The following is a 16,717-nucleotide window of genomic DNA, read 5'->3' as shown; positions in this document are numbered from 1 at the left end:
CCGCGGCCGCGTCTGTCAATAGGTGTAGTAGACGGGCGGCGTGGTGCTGGTGAAGAAGTCGTAGTACGTGGCCACGTAGTTGGCCTTGTTGCCGACCTCGCCCGGAAGGGCGCCCGTCTTCATCCCATAGACAACCAGCGTCGCGCCCGCATCCGTCTGGTCCAGGTTGCAGCTGGTGATGTTGCCCATGCCGAAGTACGCGACGATGTTCGTGTCACGCACCACCGCGAGCGTGGCCGGGTCGATGTGGTTGACCTTGCACTGGATGTTGGAGCTGCCGCTCGGCGAGTGCTTGTACGGGAAGGCCGTGGCCACGCCCAGGCTGTTCGCCAGCAGCGCGATGCTGGGCGGGTTGTAGGACTCCCCCAGCACCAGGCTGCCCGCGCCCGGGGCGCAGGTGACCGAGGCGGAGCGCGTCAGGGTGACGCGCCAGCGCGGCGGAAGGACATTCGGAATCTGCGCGCTGGAGATGGTGAAGGTGCAGCCCTGCGAGGTACCGGTGACCAGCGCGGCCTGCTGCTCCGCCAGCGCCTCCTGCTGGGAGGGCTCCTCGGGGACACCACAGGCGGACAGGGACACGGCGGCACAAACCCAGACAGCGTGCTTGAAGGCTTGCATGCGGGGAAGGCTCCAGCGAAGAGAAGCGCAAACTCTATTCTCCATTCCTGACAGCTCACAACACGCCCCACCAGTGCCGCCGTGCGCAACGCAATGGCATCAGAATCTCACGGCGTCGCTCCGCCTGGGGTGCGACGACCCCCCCATGGGAGCTACCGTCCTGGACTCCGCGAGCACTGGCGTTCAGCGGCACAACGGGAAGAGGAATCTCACATGGGAATCACGATGTCGCAGCAGGAGTACGCCACCGCGTTCCGCATCCTCGCGGCCACCGCGCGCCACCCCGAGAACATCGCCCGGGTCGTCGAGGAGCGGCTCGGCTCCCGGCTGCCGGAGCACCCCACCCTGCTGGACGTGGGCGCCGGGTCCGGCAAGGTGGCCGAGCGGCTCGCGCCGCGCTTCGCCTCGCTCACGCTGGTGGAGCCCAACCCGGACCAGCTTGTCGGCTTCGCCCACGAGAAGGCGAAGGTCCTCCTCGAGCCGCTGGAGCGCTTCCACTCGCCCGAGCAGTACGACCTCGTCCTGTGCTCGCACGTCATGTACCACGTGCCCCCTTCCGACTGGGGCGGGTTCATCGACAGGCTGCTCTCGTTCACCCGCCCCGGGGGCTCGTGCCTGCTCGTCATGGCCGCCTCCCGCGGGCCGACCTACGAGCTGTGCCGTGACTTCACGCAGACCCTCGTCTTCAGCGAGCATGTCGCCGCCACGGCGCGGCGGCTGCGGCTGCCGCACGAGGTCATCCCGACGATGGCCGGGTTCTCCACGAACACCTTCGAGGAGATGTACACGCTCTGCCGCTTCTTCGTGCTCGAGGGCTGCTTCACGGCGGCGCAGCTCGCGGCCATGAGCGCGGACCAGGTGCGCGCGCTCGAGGACAAGGTCCGCGTGCACGCCGAGCGCTGCCGGGGCGCCGATGGGGTGTACCGCCTGGAGCAGGACGAGGACCTGATCCTCATCCCCAAGCCGTAGCTTCGTGACGCGCCACGGCTCCCGGACGCCAGCACCGTCCGGGCCCCCGCCACACACCCGCGGTGCGCCCCCTGCCCGTCCGAGCAGGCTGCTGGACAGCCGGCCCCCGGACCTCGGGGCGGGCTGTTGACCAATGGAAATTCCGCGCGCGCCTCGGACATCCGAAGCTGGGGGTTTTCGTCAATCACGATAGGGAGGAGCTCCGATGGTGGAACTGAAGCGCGTGCTGCTCGTGGAAGACAGTCCCAACGACGCGGAGCTGACCCTGGAGGCGTTCGCTGAGACGGGGCTCGCCAACGAGGTGGTGTGGGTGAGGGATGGCCGTGAGGCGCTCGACTACCTGCAATATGAGGGGGTCTTCGCCAACCGTCCGCCCGGCCTGCCGGCCGTGGTCCTGCTGGACCTGAAGATGCCCAAGGTGGATGGCCTGCAGGTGCTCGAGCAGGTGAAGCAGAGCCCGCAGCTCAAGTCGGTGCCGGTGGTGATGCTCACCAGCAGCCGGGAGGAGGCCGACCTGGCGCGCTCCTATGGGCTGGGCGTCAACGCCTACGTGGTGAAGCCCGTGGGCTTTCCCCAGTTCGTCCAGGCCCTGAAGGAGCTGGGGCTGTTCTGGGCGGTGGTGAACGAGCCACCTCCGGGCTCGCTCCGCAGGTCCAACATGCCATGAGGGGTCGTGCCTTGGCGGAGCGTCGCGTCCAGGAGCAGGCACCGGAAGACAGGCTGGCCCTGCTCCTGGTGGAGGACAGCCCCCTGGACGCCGAGCTCATCGCGGCGCGCCTCGAGGCGGACGGGCTGGACTTCGAGCTGCACCGCGTGGACAGCGCCGAGAGCTTCCATGCGGCCCTGACCGAGCGCCGCTTCGACCTCGTCCTCTCCGACTACAGCATCCCAGGCTTCGACGGGCTGAGCGCCCTGGCCATCAGCCACCACCGCTGTCCGGAGGTGCCGTTCCTCTTCGTCTCGGGCGCCCTGGGCGAGGAGCGGGCCATCGAGCTGCTCAAGCGCGGCGCCACCGACTACGTGCTCAAGAACCGGCTGGAGCGCCTGGTGCCGAGCATCCAGCGCGCCCTGCGCGAGGCGCGCGAGCGGGCGGAGCGCCGGAGCGCCGAGGCCCGGCTGCAGGAGCGCGAGCACACCCTCTCCACCCTCATGGCCAACCTCCCGGGCATGGCCTTCCGGCGCAAGGCGGGCGTCAACCCCTGGAGCCTCGAGTTCGCCAGCGAGGGGTGCCTGGCGCTCACCGGGTGGCCCGCCGAGGCCTTCTCCGAGGGCGGGCCGCTGAGCTGGGACAGCATCGTCCACCCGGAGGACGTGGAGCGGCTGGAGCGGGAAGCGAAGGCCGCGCTCGCCGAGCGGCGGCAGCTCACGCTCACCTACCGCATCCGGACCCGGCAGGGCGAGGAGCGCTGGCTGTGGAGCCGCTCCCTGCCCCGGCCCGGTCCGCCAGGAGGGCCGGACTACTTCGAGGGATTCCTGACCGACATCACCCAGCAGAAGCAGGCCGAGGAAGAGGTGAAGCGGCGCATCGAGTTCGAGCAGCAGCTCATCGGCATCGTCTCGCACGACCTGCGCAACCCCCTCAATGCCATCACCCTGGGGGCCGCCATGCTGCTCAAGCGCGAGGGCCTGGAGGAGAAGGTCACCGGCGCGGTGCGGCGCATCCTCTCCAGCGCCGAGCGCGCGGGCCGCATGATTCGCGACCTGCTCGACTTCACCCAGGCCCGGCTGGGCGGCATCCCCGTCGAGCGCGCTCCGCTGTGCCTGCACGCGCTCGCGAGCCAGGTGCTCGACGAGCTGGGCCATGCCCATCCCGAGCGCAGGCTGGAGCTCACCCAGGAGGGCGACACGCAAGGCGCGTGGGACCCGGACCGGATGGCCCAGGTCATCTCCAACCTGGTGGGCAACGCGCTCCAGTACTCCCCCCGGGACGGCGTGGTGACGGTGCGCACCCGGGGCGAGGAGGACGCGGTGCTCCTCGAGGTCCACAACCCGGGCGAGCCCATTCCCCCCGAGCGGCTTCCCGACCTGTTCAAGCCGCTGAATCGCGGCACGGTGCGCGCGGACATGCAGACCCGCAGCATCGGGCTGGGGCTGTACATCGTGGACAGCATCGTGCGCGCCCATGGCGGCACCCTCCACGTGAGCTCCACGGCCGCCGAGGGCACCTGCTTCACCGTCCGCCTGCCGCGCGGCGCCCCTTCCGCCTAGAGGTCCCCTCCATGCGCCCACTCGACTTCGCGGAGCTCTTCCGGCTCTCGCCCAACCCCTACATGGTGCTGGACCGCCAGCTCCGCTACGTGACGGCCAACGAGGCCTACCTGCGCGCCACCGCGAGCCGGCTCGAGGACCTCCAGGGCCGGGGCGTCTTCGACCTCTTTCCCCACGACCCGAACGACCCCAACAACGCGAGCGTGCAGATGCTGCGCGGCTCCCTGGAGCGGGTGCTCGCCACGCGGGCGGCCGATGTCCTGGCGCTCATCCCCTACCGCGTCCCCATGCACACCGAGCAGGGCGTGGTGGTGGTGGAGCGCTTCTGGAGCGCCACCCACACGCCCCTGCTGGATGCGCAGGGCGAGGTGACCCACATCCTCCAGCACACCGTCGACGTGACGGAGCTCCAGCAGCTCAAGCAGGCCGCCGAGGAGCGGCAGGGGTCCGCCGCGGCCGTGGCCATGGAGGCCGGGGTGCTGGGCCGGGCCCGGAAGCTCCAGGAAGCCAATCGGGTGCTCGACTCCGAGCGCCGCCACCTCCTGAGCCTCTTCCAGCAGGCCCCCAGCTTCATGGCCTTCCTCCGGGGCCGGGAGCATGTCTTCGAGCTGACCAACCCCGCCTACGAGCAGCTGGTGGGACGGCGGGACCTGGTGGGAAAGCCCGTGCGGGACGCGCTCCCCGAGGTGGTGGCACAGGGCTTCATCGGCCTGCTCGACGGTGTCTACACGTCGGGTGAGCCCTTCGTCGGCCGCGGCGTGCGCATCACCCTGCAGCGGCACGCCGACGCGCCAGCGGAGGAGGCGTACCTGGACTTCATCTACCAGCCCATCCTGGGCGCGGATGGCAAGGTGTCGGGCATCTTCGTCCAGGGCCACGACATCTCCGAGCAGAAGCGGATGGAGGCCGCGCTCAAGGAGAGCGAGGAGCGCTTCCGCAACATGGCGGACCACGCCCCCGTCATGCTGTGGGTGACGGACCCCTCGGGCTCCTGCACCTACCTCAACAAGAGCTGGTACGAGTTCACGGGGCAGACCGAGGAGACGGGGCTGGGCTTCGGGTGGCTGTCGGCCACCCACCCGGAGGACGTGAAGCGGGCCCAGGACGTCTTCCTCGCGGCCAACGCGAAGCAGGCGCCCTTCCAGCTCGAGTACCGGCTCCAGCGGAAGGACGGGGAGTACCGCTGGGCCATCGACGCGGCCTCGCCCCGCTTCAGCCCGTCCGGCGAGTACCTGGGCTACATCGGCAGCGTCATCGACATCACGGAGAGCAGGCAGGCCGCGGAGGAGATGCGGCGGTTCAACCAGCAGCTCGAGCGGCGGGTGCAGGAGCGCACCGCGGCGCTGCTGGAGGCCAACAAGGAGCTGGAGTCCTTCAGCTACTCGGTGAGCCACGACCTGCGCGCGCCCCTGCGGCACATCATGGGCTTCGCCCAGCTGCTCGAGTCGCGCTCCAGCGAGAGCCTGGACGCCACCGGCCGCCGCCACGTGAAGACCATCGCGGACGCGGCCCGGCAGGGCGGCAAGCTGGTGGATGACCTGCTCGACTTCAGCCGCATGGGCCGCACCGAGCTGAAGAAGGCGCCGGTGTCCCTGCGGGACGCCGTGGCGGAGGCGCAGCGCGAGCTCGCGCCGGAGGCCGAGGGGCGCAAGGTGCAGTGGCGCGTGGGGAACCTGCCCGAAGTCCAGGCAGACCCGGCGCTGCTGCGGCTGGTGCTCAGGAACCTGCTCTCCAATGCGCTGAAGTACTCGAAGACGCGTGAGGAGTCCGTCATCGAGGTCTGGGCTCGCGTGGGGGAGGAGGAGGTCGAGGTGGTGGTGCGCGACAACGGCGTGGGCTTCGAGATGCAGTACGTCGACAAGCTCTTCGGCGTCTTCCAGCGGCTGCACCGGGCAGACCAGTTCGAGGGAACGGGCATCGGCCTGGCCAACGTGCGGCGCATCGTCGCCCGCCACGGTGGACGCACCTGGGCCGAGAGCGAAGTGGACAAGGGCGCCACCTTCCACTTCACCCTGCCGCGCGTGGAGCTACAGCTCGGGGCGGAGGGGGCTCCCGCACGAGCCGTCCAGGCATGAGCATGGGGAAGGAAGAGAGGAAGATTCAGCCCCTGCCTCGTTGACAGAGTGCCCGGATTCCAGGGCCCTCATTGACGGAGCAATTTCGACCATGAAGACCATGAGCAAGTGGCTGGCGATGTGCGGTGTGCTGGTGAGCGTGATGAGCGTGGGCTGTGGCGGCCCCGTGGAGCAGGAGCAGGCGCCCGAGGGCGCCGAGGCTCCCGGCGAGGTGCACGCGAACATCTGCAGCTACGGCTACTACACGTGCCCCAACGACGGGGAGCTCTTCGAGTACGAGTCCCTGGCGTGTGAGTACGCCACCATGTCGAAGCCCCGCGCCCAGAGCCGGTGCGAGGCCCACTGCCCCTCCACCTGCAAGGACAGCGGCTGGCAGACGTACTGATGCCGAGGGGTGGGTGGTGACCTGGGGAAGTCACGTCAGCCCCGCTCGTCCGCTGCTCGGCCAGCGCTACAGCCCTCGGAACATGTGAGCGGATACTCCGGGCCATGAGGCGTGGGTCGCCACGCCTCTTCAGGAGCCCACACCCCCACATGCACGGCATCATCTTCAATGAGCTGAACCGCTACACCCTTGCCCGGATGGGAGAGCAGGGCTGGGAGAAGTTGCTCAGGGAGGCCCGGCTTCCCAAGCGCATCTATCTCGCCTTCAAGTCGTATCCGGATGAAGAGGCGGTGGCGCTCGTCACCGCGGCCTCGAAGCTGACGGGCCAGCCGGCCCGCGCCATCCTCGAGGACTTCGGCGAGTACATCGCCCCCAACCTGCTGCGCGGCTACAAGGCGGTCATCCAGCCGGAGTGGAGCGTGCTCGACCTCGTCGAGCACGTGGAGCGCATCCACGACCGCGTGCGGAATGATCCACTGGCCACGCCGCCGCACCTGGTCTGCCGCCGCGTGGCGCCGGACCTGGTGCAGGTGTCCTATATGTCCAAGCGCCAGCTGTGCGCCGTGGGCATCGGCTTCATCCGGGGCATCGGCCGGGCGATGGAGCAGCCCGTGGAGGTCCTCGAGAGCCAGTGCATGACGAAGGGCGCGCCGAGCTGCGAGTTCCAGGTCCGACGCGCCCGGTAAAGGACGGAGGCGGCGGGAAACGCCCCCGCCGCCTCCGTCCCGTCTCAGCGCTCAGTCACGTCCGCGCCGCTTGGACCTCCCCGCCTCCCAGCCCAGGAGGGTGTTGCTGCGCTCCCTGCGCTTCTGCTCGCGCCGCGCGACGGCGTCCACCTGGCGCGCCTGGTGCGCCTGCTCGCGCCGCAGCTTCTCGAAGCTGTCCACCCGCGCCTGGGGCAGCGTGCCCGCCGCCACGGCGCCCCGCACCGCGCAGCCCGGCTCGCTCCGGTGCTCGCAGTCCGTGAAGCGGCAGCCCTCCGCCAGCGCGAGGATGTCCGCGAACACCTGGCCCACGCCCTCCTCCTCACCCCACACCCCCAGCTCGCGCATCCCGGGCCTGTCGATGAGCAGCCCGCCGTGGGGCAGCACGAAGAGCTCACGGTGCGTGGTGGTGTGGCGGCCCCGGCTGTCGTCGGCGCGGACCTCCGGAAGCGAGGCGGACGTGCCGCTCTTCACAGGAGAAGAGCCGCGGCCCGCGCGCCTCTCTCCCCTCCCCCAGCGCGTCACGGTGCAGCCCCCTCGAATGCAGAAGTGGTCGGGGTTCGCGGCCGTCGGCCTCGGAGCTACACTCGCGCTGAGCGACAGGGGGCTGCCGAACGTGAGTCCCTTCGAGGAGCCCGCAGCGGCCTTCCTTGCGGAGCAGGAAGAGTCAGAGGATGGCGGCACCGTGGCCCACGGGGACTCCGCGCTGACGGCGCCGGTGGGGCCGAAGAAAACCCCCTCCGTGTGGTCCTGCATCGCGGCAGACCTGCCACCGAAGCCCCTCCCCGGGCAGCGGCGTCCGGACGACAAGGGCCGCTGCCCCGGTAAGGTGCAGGTCGCCTCAATGGCGGCTGTTGGACGAAGCTCCCCGTGGACGTGAAGGATTGTGATGAGTGGGGCGGCGTTGAATACAAGGGCGCGTGCTACCTCCCCGCCCTGACTCCGTCACGTCCTGCCACTTCGGGCCCCGCGGCTCGCGACGACAGTCCATAGCCAGCGGATGGGGCGAGGGCACGACGCCCGGAGGACGGCCCGCTCCGGTGCACATCCGGAGCGGGCCGCTGCTACGTCAGCTCAGTAGTTCCAGCTCTTGTAGATTCGGGCGCCGCAGCCGCCAGCGCCGTAGAAGAAGTCGCAGGCGTCCTGGAGACAGCCGAAGCGTTGAGGAAAGCCAAGCCAGTACTTCAGCGTCTTGAAGTGCGCCTCAATGAAGGGGTTGTCGCTGGAGACATGGGGCCTGGAATACGTCTTCGTCATGCTCAGGTCCGCCATCAGCAGGGCCACGGGCTTGGAGGTCTTCGAGGTGCCGCGGTCCGCGCAAGCCCATTTGCTGTCATCCACCTCCTGAAGCAGTTGGGCCGCCTATGCGGCTTCCGACGCTTGATGACTCCTGCTCGCCCTCGCAGGGTAGGCCAAGATTTACCCGGATGGTTTAGTCGTTCAACGAGGCAAGGGATGCCACTGCGACACCAGGGAGGGGCAGTACCGGCGCCCGGAAGGCGCCGTTCGGCAGCCCAATCGGCGAGCCGCGCTCGGCCCCCTCATCGTGGAGTTCGACCTTCAGCGCCTGCAGGGTGTCTTGCGCCTTCCGGAGCAGAACGTCGAGGGCCTTCCGGGCCTTGCGTACCTCGTCGCTGATGCCATCCACGTTCTTGCGGATGGCGTCGCCGTACTTCTCCACCTTTTCGAGGCGAGTGAGCTCGGCTTCGATGCGCGTCTCGACGTCCCTCAGGGCGGTGATGTCGCCCGTGTCGCCTGTCGTGCGGCTACGCGTGACAAGCGCCATCCCGAGGAGCACGGCCGCCTGAAGGTAGGCGTCCGTCGCCGGATCCTGCTCGTCCCAGCTCACGAGGACATTGCTCCCGTAGCGCATGAATCTCGGGAACGTCTCGCTCGCATGCGAGCGTGCCATCACAAACACGCCCGCGACGGCCTCCCGGTTCTTGCGCGCGGCGTCGAGTTCATCGAGTGCCTTCTGCACGGTGTAGGTCGCGTCACGCTTCGCCTCGAACACCACGCACGCCCCGGCGAAGGCGCTCTCGTCGGTGAACCGGAGCACCGCGTCGCCCTTCTTGCACCGGCCAATGCCTGCCGTCGCGCCCGTCACGTCCAGGACGCAGGCAGCTGCCCGCGTGGCGTCCTGGAGGAAGGAGACGACCGCGTCCTCGAAGACGAGCCCGCCGCGCGTGCTCTTCTGCTCCTGGGCCCGCCGGGTCTCGATGCGGGCTAGCGCCTCGCGGACCTCTTTCTCGAAGCGTGCCTGGCGCTCCTCCTGTTGCCGGGCGAGGGCCCCCTGCGTCGCGCCCTGCTCCTGGAGGAGCTTCGTGAGGCTCGCCTTCAGAATCGACATGGGCGAGTCGGGCGCGTCCGGATTCACCGCCGACAGCACCTCCTGGCGGGCACGGTGCGTCTCGCGCACGAGGCGGCTCAGGAGCGAATTCTCGTCGTTCGCGTTCAGCGCGGCGAGCGCCGCAGAGAGCTGCTTGGCGCGGTCCTCGTCGGCCCCCTTCAGCTCCTCGCGGAGGCTGCGGAGGAACCGGGCGACGGCGCCATCCTCGGCGAGCGGGTCCAATGCGCGCACCAACTCCGCGTGTCCGTGGTTCATCACCACCCGGAGCTGCCCCTCGAGGACCTTCACCAGGCCGTCGCTCTCAGTGAGGCTCAGCTTCTTGAAGAGAGGGCTCGTCTCACCCACCTGCCGCGCGAGGGCCTCGGCGAGCACGCTGTTTCCCGGGCCGAGATACCTGTCGAGCAGCCGCGCGAGAACGCCCTGGTCCTCGACGAAGGCCGCAAGGCGCTGCGTCACCTGCCCGTCCTTCGGGTCGAAGAAAGTCCGGAGCACGGAGGCCATCATCTCCTGCTGCTGGTCGACGTGGGCACGGAGCTGTCTGTCGACGTCCGAGACGAGGGCCTCGCCCACGTCCTTCAGCTTCGCCTCCTGTGCGGCGGTATGCGCGTTATGGAGCGCCCGGAAGCCGATGCTCCACGCGTCGAGGACGAGCTGCTCCCGCTGCCCCTCGCCGAGGTCGCCGAAGAGGGCGAGGCTGTCCGGGCGACGGTCGCGCACCTCCGCCGCGACCTGCTCGGAGGTACAGACAACGGAGACTTCAACCTGTGGGATGCGAATCATGTTTGTCATGGCGGGCACCCACTGCATGGGCCGCGCCAGCGATGGAGCGCCCACTCGCCGGGTCGCTCCCACTCTCGGAGCAGGTAGGCCAGTCTGGAGGAGGTCAACAAGATTTATTGTTCAGAGGCAAGAGAGCTTGTAGCGTCTCCCCATGCGCAAGGTGCTTGTCGCCTGGGTCGGAAGGACTGACCTCCGGGCCCCCACCGAGGGCGAGGAGGTGGGCGCGGGCCCCATCGCGCAGGCGCTCGACGCCCGCGCCTTCGACGAGGCCTTCCTGCTGTCGGACTACGAGGCCTCCCAGGTCTCACCCTACGTGAAGTGGCTCGGAGGCCGGACGAAGGCGCGCATCGAGGTCCTGTACGAGCGGCTCAGCGGCCCCACGGAGTTTGGTGAAATTCACGAGGCCGCCGTGCGCGGAGTGCAGCGCGCGCTGAACGACCGCCCCCGCGACGTCGCGCTCTCCTTTCACCTGAGCCCCGGCACGCCGGCCATGGCGGCCGTCTGGATTCTCCTCGGCAAGACACGCTTCCCCGCCGAGCTCATCGAGTCATCCAGGGCCCACGGCGTCCGCACCGTCTCGGTGCCCTTCGACATCTCGGCGGACTTCATCCCCGACTTGCTGCGCGAGCAGGACGAGCGGCTGCGCCAGGCCAGCGCGGGCGAGCCTCCGGCCGCGCCCGAATTCGCCGACATCATCCACCGGAGCCGGGTGATGGCGCGGCTCATCCAGCGCGCGCGCCGCGTCGCGTTCCGCAACGTACCCGTGCTCATCGAGGGCGAGTCTGGCACGGGCAAGGAGATGCTCGCGCGGGCCATCCACCGGGCGAGCCCCCGGCACGAGCGCCCCTTCATCGCCGTCAACTGCGGTGCCATCCCCGCAGAGCTCGTCGAGTCCGAGCTCTTCGGCCACGAGAAGGGTGCGTTCACCGACGCGAAGCAGCCGCGCAAGGGCTACTTCGAAGCCGCCGACGGCGGCACGCTCTTCCTCGACGAGCTCGGCGAGCTTCCCCGCATTGCTCAGGTGAAGCTGCTGCGCGTGCTCCAGGAGGGCGAGGTTGCGCGCCTGGGCGCCACGAAGCCGCTCAAGGTCGACGTCCGCATCATCGCCGCCACTCACAGGACGCTCACGGAGGAGATCGCCGCAGGCAGGTTCCGCGAGGATCTCTTCTACAGGCTCGCCGTTGCCGTCCTCAAGATTCCGCCGCTTCGGGAGCGCGTCGGCGACCTGGGTGCGCTCATCGACCACCTTCTGGAACAGGTGAACCGCGAGGCGGCCAGCGAGCCGGCATACCGGGAGAAGAAGCTTTCCGCTGGTGCAAGGAATCTTCTCCTCTCACATGCCTGGCCCGGTAACGTGCGCGAGCTGCTCAACACCCTGCGCCGCGCCGCCATCTGGAGCGAGGGCGCCTCCATCTCCGTTGAGGACACTCGTGAGGCCCTGCTCCCCGTGGCCGCCTCCAGCCGGCGGGACGTGCTCGGCAGGCCGCTCGGTGGTGGCTTCAACCTGCCGGAATTGTTGAGAGACGTCGCTCGCGACTACCTGCGCCGCGCCATGGACGAAGCTCAGGGAAACAAGACCCGTGCGGCGGAGCTGGTGGGGCTGCCAAGCTACCAGACCCTCACGAACTGGCTTGCGAAGTACGAGGTCCACGACTGATGGCACGGTCATTGATAGGAACGCCGGCATGGTCAGCATGGAGCGCGCGAACATGAAGTCACAGAACTTCGAGTTCCTCCGCGCCAAGCGCGCCGTCCTCGCGGACCTCGCGGGCTTCGCGGAGCGCTACGCGCACGAGGACCCGGCCAGCTCCCTCATCAAGCAGCGCAGCTTCGTCGAGCACGCGGTCGCCGCCATCTATACGAAGTACCGGCTGCAGCCGCCCTTCTCCGACAACCTGAACGACTTGATGACCGCAGAGCCGTTCCGGCAGTCCGTTCCCGAGGTCGTCCAGAACAAGCTCCACGCCGTACGCAAGGGGGGCAACCACGCCGCCCACCCCCGGCGCCCCATCACGAGCCAGCTCTCGCTCAGCTGCCTCGCCCAGCTCTTCGACATCGCCCGCTGGTTCCACGTGCAGGTTGATGGGGGGGACCGCCAGGATGCCCCGGCGTACGTGGCGCCCCCACCGGAGCCGGGAGCCGCCGGCAAGACGAGGGAGGCACTCGAGAAGCTGCGCCTCGCCGAGGCGAAGTACGAGTCGGTGCTCGCCGCGCTGGAGGAGGAGACCCGGAAGCGGCTCGACGCGGAGCGCGCCGCCACCGAGCACGCCACCGAGCTGGCCGGGCTCAAGGCGGAGGGGCAGAACGTCGCATCCCTCCTCCAGTTCAATGAGGAGACGACGCGCCGCCGCCTCATCGACCATGCGCTCCTGGCGGCGGGATGGGACGTGGGGCCGGACGGCAAGAGCACCGCCGAGGTGGGTCAGGAGGTGCCGCTGTCGCGCCTGCCGACGGACTCCGGAGTGGGGGTGGCTGACTACGTGCTCTACGGCGATGACGGCAAGCCGCTGGCTGTCATCGAGGCGAAGCGGACCGCAAAGGAGGCCCGTGCCGGCGCCGAGCAGGCCCGCATGTACGCCCACAGCCTCGAGCAGGAGAGCGGAGTCCGCCCGGTCATCTTCTACACCAACGGCGTCGACATCTTTTTGTGGGACGACGCGCAGAAGTACCCGTGGCGCAAGGTATACGGCTTCTACTCCAAGGACAGCCTCGAGTACCTCACCCACCAGAGGACGAACAAGAAGCCGCTCGCCATGGTCGAGCCCAACCTCGACATCGCGAACCGCATGTACCAGCTTGAGGCGGTCAAGCAGGTCTGCGAGCGCTTCACCCTCAACTTCCGCAAGGCGCTCCTGGTGCAGGCGACGGGCACCGGCAAGACGCGCGTGGCCATCTCGCTCTGTGACGTGCTGATGCGGGCCGGCTGGGTGAAGCGCATCCTGTTCCTCTGCGACAGGCGGGAGCTGCGCAGGCAGGCGGATCGCGTCTTCAAGGAGTTCATGCCAGGCGAGCCGCGCGTCGTCGTGGACAGCACCACGTCGGGAGACCGCGATAAGCGCATCTACCTGGCCACCTACCCGGCGATGATGAAGTGCTTCGAGGAGTTCGACGTCGGCTTCTTCGATCTCATCATCGCCGACGAGTCACACCGCAGCATCTACAAGAAGTTCCGCGCGCTATTCCAGTACTTCGACGCCCTGGAAGTCGGCCTCACCGCGACGCCCGTCCGCTTCATCGAGCGCAACACCTACGAGCTCTTCGGCTGCGAGGACAAGGATCCGACCTCGCACTTCAGCTACGACGATGCGGTCAACTCGAAGCCGCCGTTCCTCGTGCCCTTCCGGGTGCGCGTGCTCAGCAGCCAGTTCCGCGTAGAGGGGGCGCGCTACTGGAAGATGACCGAGGAGCAGCGTGAGCAGCTTGAGGCCCAGGACCCAGCGGCCGAGCAGGTGGACTTCGCTGCGGAGGACATCGACAAGCTCTTCTTCAACAAGGACACGACGCGTTTCATCTGGCGCTCGCTGATGGAGGAGGGAATCCGCGAGGCCACCGGCAGCCACGTCGGGAAGACCATCGTCTTCGCGCGGAACCACGTCCACGCCCTCCACCTCGCGGAGGTGTTCAGCGAGCTGTACCCGCAGTACGGCTCCACCTTCTGCCGCGTCATCGACAACCAGGAGCCCAGAGCCGACCAGCTCATCGACGACTTCAAGAAGCCGGACAGCGAGCTCACCATCGCCATCTCGGTGGACATGCTCGACACTGGCATCGACGTCCCCGAGGTCGTGAACCTCGTCTTGGCCAGGCCGGTGAAGTCCTACGTGAAGTTCTGGCAGATGATTGGTCGCGGGACGCGGCTCCGAAAAAACCTCTTCGGCCCCGGCCGGGACAAGACGGAGTTCCTCGTCTTCGACCTCTGGTCGAACTTCTGGTACTTCGATGAGAAGTACAAGGAGACGCAGCCCTCGCCGCAGAAGTCGCTGCTGCAGCAGCTCTTCGAGGCGCGCGTCGAGCTGGCCCAGGTCGCGCTGGACAGGATGGATTCCTTCACATTCGAGGCCGCCGCCGCGCTCATCATCGGGGATGTCCGCGCCGCGCGGGACACGAACAGCATTGATGCGCGTGACAAGTGGCGGGAGCTCGAAATGTTGGCGGATGGCGACCGGGTACACCACTTCGCCGCCGCGACGAAATCGGACCTCCTGTCCATCGCGGCGCCCCTCCAGCACCTGCGGAACATCCGCGGCGACGAGGATGCCTACCGCTTCGACCTGCTCATGACGCGGCTCGAAGTCGAGCTGGTCCGCGGAGGGCCAAGCGCACCCAAGGTGCAGGACCTCCGGGCCCGGGTGCAGGAGGCCGTGGAGCTGCTGGCCAAGAATCAGAACCCGGTCAGGGCGCTTGCCGAGCCCATCCAGCAGGTGCGGAGCAGGGAGTTCTGGGCCTCGGTCGAAGTCCATCAGCTCGAGGGGCTCCGCCGGGAGCTGCGGGGAATCATGAAGTACCAGCAGCTCCCGCCGGTCACTCGCGTCGCGCCGCAGGTCTTCGACGTGGACGACGCGGACTTCTCCGCGACGACCTACATCCCCCGCCTCGAAGGGCTCGACCTGGTTGAGTACAAGCGGCGTGTCGAGGCGGTGCTGCGCGAGCGCCTGGCCGAGAACCCGACTCTCCAGCGCATTCGCGCGGGCGGCACCGTGCGGGAGGAAGAGCTGGAAGAGCTCGCGCGGCTCGTTCTTGAGGTAGACGACAAGGCCAACGTGAAACACCTCGTGGGCCATGACCCGGAGACACGGAGCTCGCTGCTGACCGTGTTCCGTGGACTCGTCGGGCTGGACGCGGCAGCAGTGGAGCGGGCGTTCACCGCGTTCGTTCATAAGCACCCGCGGCTCTCGTCCCAGCAACTCCGCTTCCTGCAGGCCGTGCAGAACCACATCGCGCAGAACGGCAGCATCGAAATCGAGCGCCTCTATGAGCCGCCCTTTACCACTCTCCATGCGGAGAGCGTCGATGGCATCTTCACCGAGCCCGGTGCCGTCGATGAGTTCCTCGCCATTCTGAGCACCTTCGAACCCAAGCGGGCGGCCCCGGGTGACCGCCCCCCCACCAGCCAGGCCTCATGAGCACCCATTCAGCCCAGTATCAGAGCGATATCAACAAGCTTTGGACCGAGTTCTGGACCGGCGGCATCACGAATCCGCTGACGGTCATTGAGCAGATTTCCTTCCTGATGTTCGCGCGCCTGCTCGACGTCATGGAGACCACCGGCGAGCGGAAGGCGGAGCGCACGAAGAAGCCGTTTCAGGGACGTTTCTCGGGCAGGGACGACCCGCGGCGCTGGAAGAACTTCAAGCAGAAGGACGCGGAAGGGATGCTGCGCGTAGTGCGCGACGAGGTGTTCCCGCACTTCCGCAAGCTCAACGGCGGAACGACCTTCTCCGAGTACATGAAGGATGCGCAACTCATGATTCATAAGCCGAGCCTGCTCGTGTCGGCCGTGAACATGATTGACAAGCTGCCCATCACCGATGGTGACGCCAAGGGTGACCTCTACGAGTACCTGCTCAGCAAGCTCACGACCGCCGGCATCAATGGCCAGTTCCGCACGCCCCGCCATGTCATCCGCTTTATGGTCGAACTGCTCGAGCCCAAGCCGACGGAGACCGTCGGTGACCCAGCGTGCGGCACCGCCGGCTTCCTTGTCAGCGTGATGCAGTACCTGCTGGAGACGCACACCTCGCCGGAGGGCAGGCTGAAGGTTGAGACTGGGGAGACCCTCTACACTGGCGACTTGCTCGAACCTTACCGGGAGCATGTCCAGCGTGGCATGTTCCACGGCTTCGACTTCGATGCGACGATGCTGCGCATCGCCTCGATGAATCTCATGCTCCACGGTGTGGAGAATCCGGACATCCACTTCCAGGACACGCTCTCGAATGCGTTCCCCGAGAAGTTCCCGAAGCAGGCGACGGGTGGCTTTGACGTCATCCTCGCCAATCCCCCGTTCAAGGGAAGCCTCGACGAAGGCAACGTCCACCCGACGCTCACGCAGGCGGTGAAGACGAAGAAGACCGAGCTGCTGTTCGTGGCGCTCATCCTTCGCATGCTGAAGAAGGGCGGCCGGAGCGCCACCATCGTTCCAGACGGGGTGCTCTTCGGCTCGTCGAAGGCACATACCGGGATCCGGAAGCTGCTCGTGAAGGAGAACCAGCTCGAGGCTGTGATTTCGCTGCCGTCGGGGGTGTTCAAGCCCTACGCGGGTGTGTCGACCGCGATTCTCGTCTTCACGAAGGGCGGGAAGACGGACCATGTGTTCTTCTACAAGGTCGAGGCTGATGGTTTCTCGCTCGACGACAAGCGCGACCCGGTGAAGGAGAACGACCTGCCCGACGCGCTCGCACGCTGGCGGAAGCGGAGCGTGATGAAGGACACTGATCGCACGGCGAAGCATTTCATGGTGCCGGTAAAGGAGATCGAGGGGAAGGACTTCGACCTGTCGATCAACCGGTATAGGGAGGATCAGCACGAAGAGAGCAAATACGACCCGCCGAAAGAGATTCTTGCGAGGCTGCGCTGCCTGGAGGCACAGATTGCGAAGGATTTGAGCGACCTGGAGGCAAAGCTGTGA

Annotated in this window: 12 protein-coding genes and 1 pseudogene; 9 read left to right on the top strand and 4 right to left on the bottom strand. The window is 67.8% G+C overall.

The window, feature by feature from the left end; genetic code table 11:
* Positions 1 to 15: 15 nt before the first annotated feature.
* Positions 16 to 618 carry a hypothetical protein gene (locus LXT23_RS39605; protein WP_253985646.1) on the bottom strand — a complete coding sequence of 201 codons (603 nt, stop codon included), beginning with the start codon at positions 616 to 618 and terminating at the stop codon, positions 16 to 18.
* A gap of 213 nt (positions 619 to 831) precedes the next feature.
* On the opposite strand from LXT23_RS39605, the gene LXT23_RS39600 reads away from it, so the two are divergent.
* The 6 genes from LXT23_RS39600 (at position 832) to LXT23_RS39575 (ending at position 6,941) form a co-directional block, all read left to right on the top strand.
* Positions 832 to 1,587 carry a class I SAM-dependent methyltransferase gene (locus LXT23_RS39600; protein ID WP_253985645.1) on the top strand — a complete coding sequence of 252 codons (756 nt, stop codon included), beginning with the start codon at positions 832 to 834 and terminating at the stop codon, positions 1,585 to 1,587.
* Positions 1,588 to 1,792: 205 nt separating this feature from the next.
* Positions 1,793 to 2,254 carry a response regulator gene (locus LXT23_RS39595; protein WP_253985644.1) on the top strand — a complete coding sequence of 154 codons (462 nt, stop codon included), beginning with the start codon at positions 1,793 to 1,795 and terminating at the stop codon, positions 2,252 to 2,254.
* 11 nt (positions 2,255 to 2,265) lie between these two features.
* The gene (locus LXT23_RS39590) at positions 2,266 to 3,795 is read left to right on the top strand and encodes a sensor histidine kinase (protein ID WP_253985643.1); all 1,530 of its coding nucleotides are present in this window, start codon (positions 2,266 to 2,268) and stop codon (positions 3,793 to 3,795) included.
* A gap of 11 nt (positions 3,796 to 3,806) precedes the next feature.
* Positions 3,807 to 5,870, top strand: coding sequence for a PAS domain S-box protein (locus LXT23_RS39585; protein ID WP_253985642.1), 2,064 nt, complete (start codon positions 3,807 to 3,809; stop codon positions 5,868 to 5,870).
* 91 nt (positions 5,871 to 5,961) lie between these two features.
* Positions 5,962 to 6,255, top strand: a complete 294-nt coding sequence (locus LXT23_RS39580) for a hypothetical protein (protein WP_253985641.1) — start codon at positions 5,962 to 5,964, stop codon at positions 6,253 to 6,255.
* A 149-nt stretch (positions 6,256 to 6,404) separates the two neighbouring features.
* A complete protein-coding gene (locus LXT23_RS39575) occupies positions 6,405 to 6,941 on the top strand; it encodes a heme NO-binding domain-containing protein (protein WP_253985640.1) in 537 nt (178 codons plus the stop codon).
* 51 nt (positions 6,942 to 6,992) lie between these two features.
* Here LXT23_RS39575 and rsgA read toward each other — a convergent pair whose 3' ends face one another.
* The 3 genes and pseudogenes from rsgA to LXT23_RS39560 form a co-directional block, all read right to left on the bottom strand.
* A complete protein-coding gene (rsgA, locus tag LXT23_RS50510; RefSeq protein WP_253985639.1) occupies positions 6,993 to 7,433 on the bottom strand; it encodes a GTPase RsgA in 441 nt (146 codons plus the stop codon).
* 654 nt (positions 7,434 to 8,087) lie between these two features.
* Positions 8,088 to 8,276: pseudogene (locus tag LXT23_RS39565) on the bottom strand (IS3 family transposase); the annotation flags it as partial.
* A 115-nt stretch (positions 8,277 to 8,391) separates the two neighbouring features.
* Positions 8,392 to 10,089 (bottom strand): hypothetical protein, encoded by a 1,698-nt coding sequence (locus LXT23_RS39560; RefSeq protein WP_253985638.1) that lies wholly within the window; start codon positions 10,087 to 10,089, stop codon positions 8,392 to 8,394.
* 151 nt (positions 10,090 to 10,240) lie between these two features.
* Here LXT23_RS39560 and LXT23_RS39555 point away from each other — a divergent pair, with 151 nt between their 5' ends.
* From LXT23_RS39555 to LXT23_RS39545, 3 genes are read left to right on the top strand one after another with little or no spacing between them, the layout of a single operon-like run.
* Positions 10,241 to 11,746, top strand: coding sequence for a sigma-54 interaction domain-containing protein (locus tag LXT23_RS39555; RefSeq protein WP_253985637.1), 1,506 nt, complete (start codon positions 10,241 to 10,243; stop codon positions 11,744 to 11,746).
* A 52-nt stretch (positions 11,747 to 11,798) separates the two neighbouring features.
* Positions 11,799 to 15,212 carry a DEAD/DEAH box helicase family protein gene (locus tag LXT23_RS39550; protein ID WP_253985636.1) on the top strand — a complete coding sequence of 1,138 codons (3,414 nt, stop codon included), beginning with the start codon at positions 11,799 to 11,801 and terminating at the stop codon, positions 15,210 to 15,212.
* The gene (locus LXT23_RS39545; protein WP_253985635.1) at positions 15,209 to 16,717 is read left to right on the top strand and encodes a type I restriction-modification system subunit M; all 1,509 of its coding nucleotides are present in this window, start codon (positions 15,209 to 15,211) and stop codon (positions 16,715 to 16,717) included. Before LXT23_RS39550 ends, LXT23_RS39545 begins: the two co-directional genes overlap by 4 nt.

This window comes from Pyxidicoccus xibeiensis, from assembly GCF_024198175.1.
Lineage (GTDB): Bacteria > Myxococcota > Myxococcia > Myxococcales > Myxococcaceae > Myxococcus > Myxococcus xibeiensis.
The sequence above is the reverse complement of the archived record's forward strand: the minus strand, read 5'-3'. Positions and strand labels throughout refer to the sequence as shown.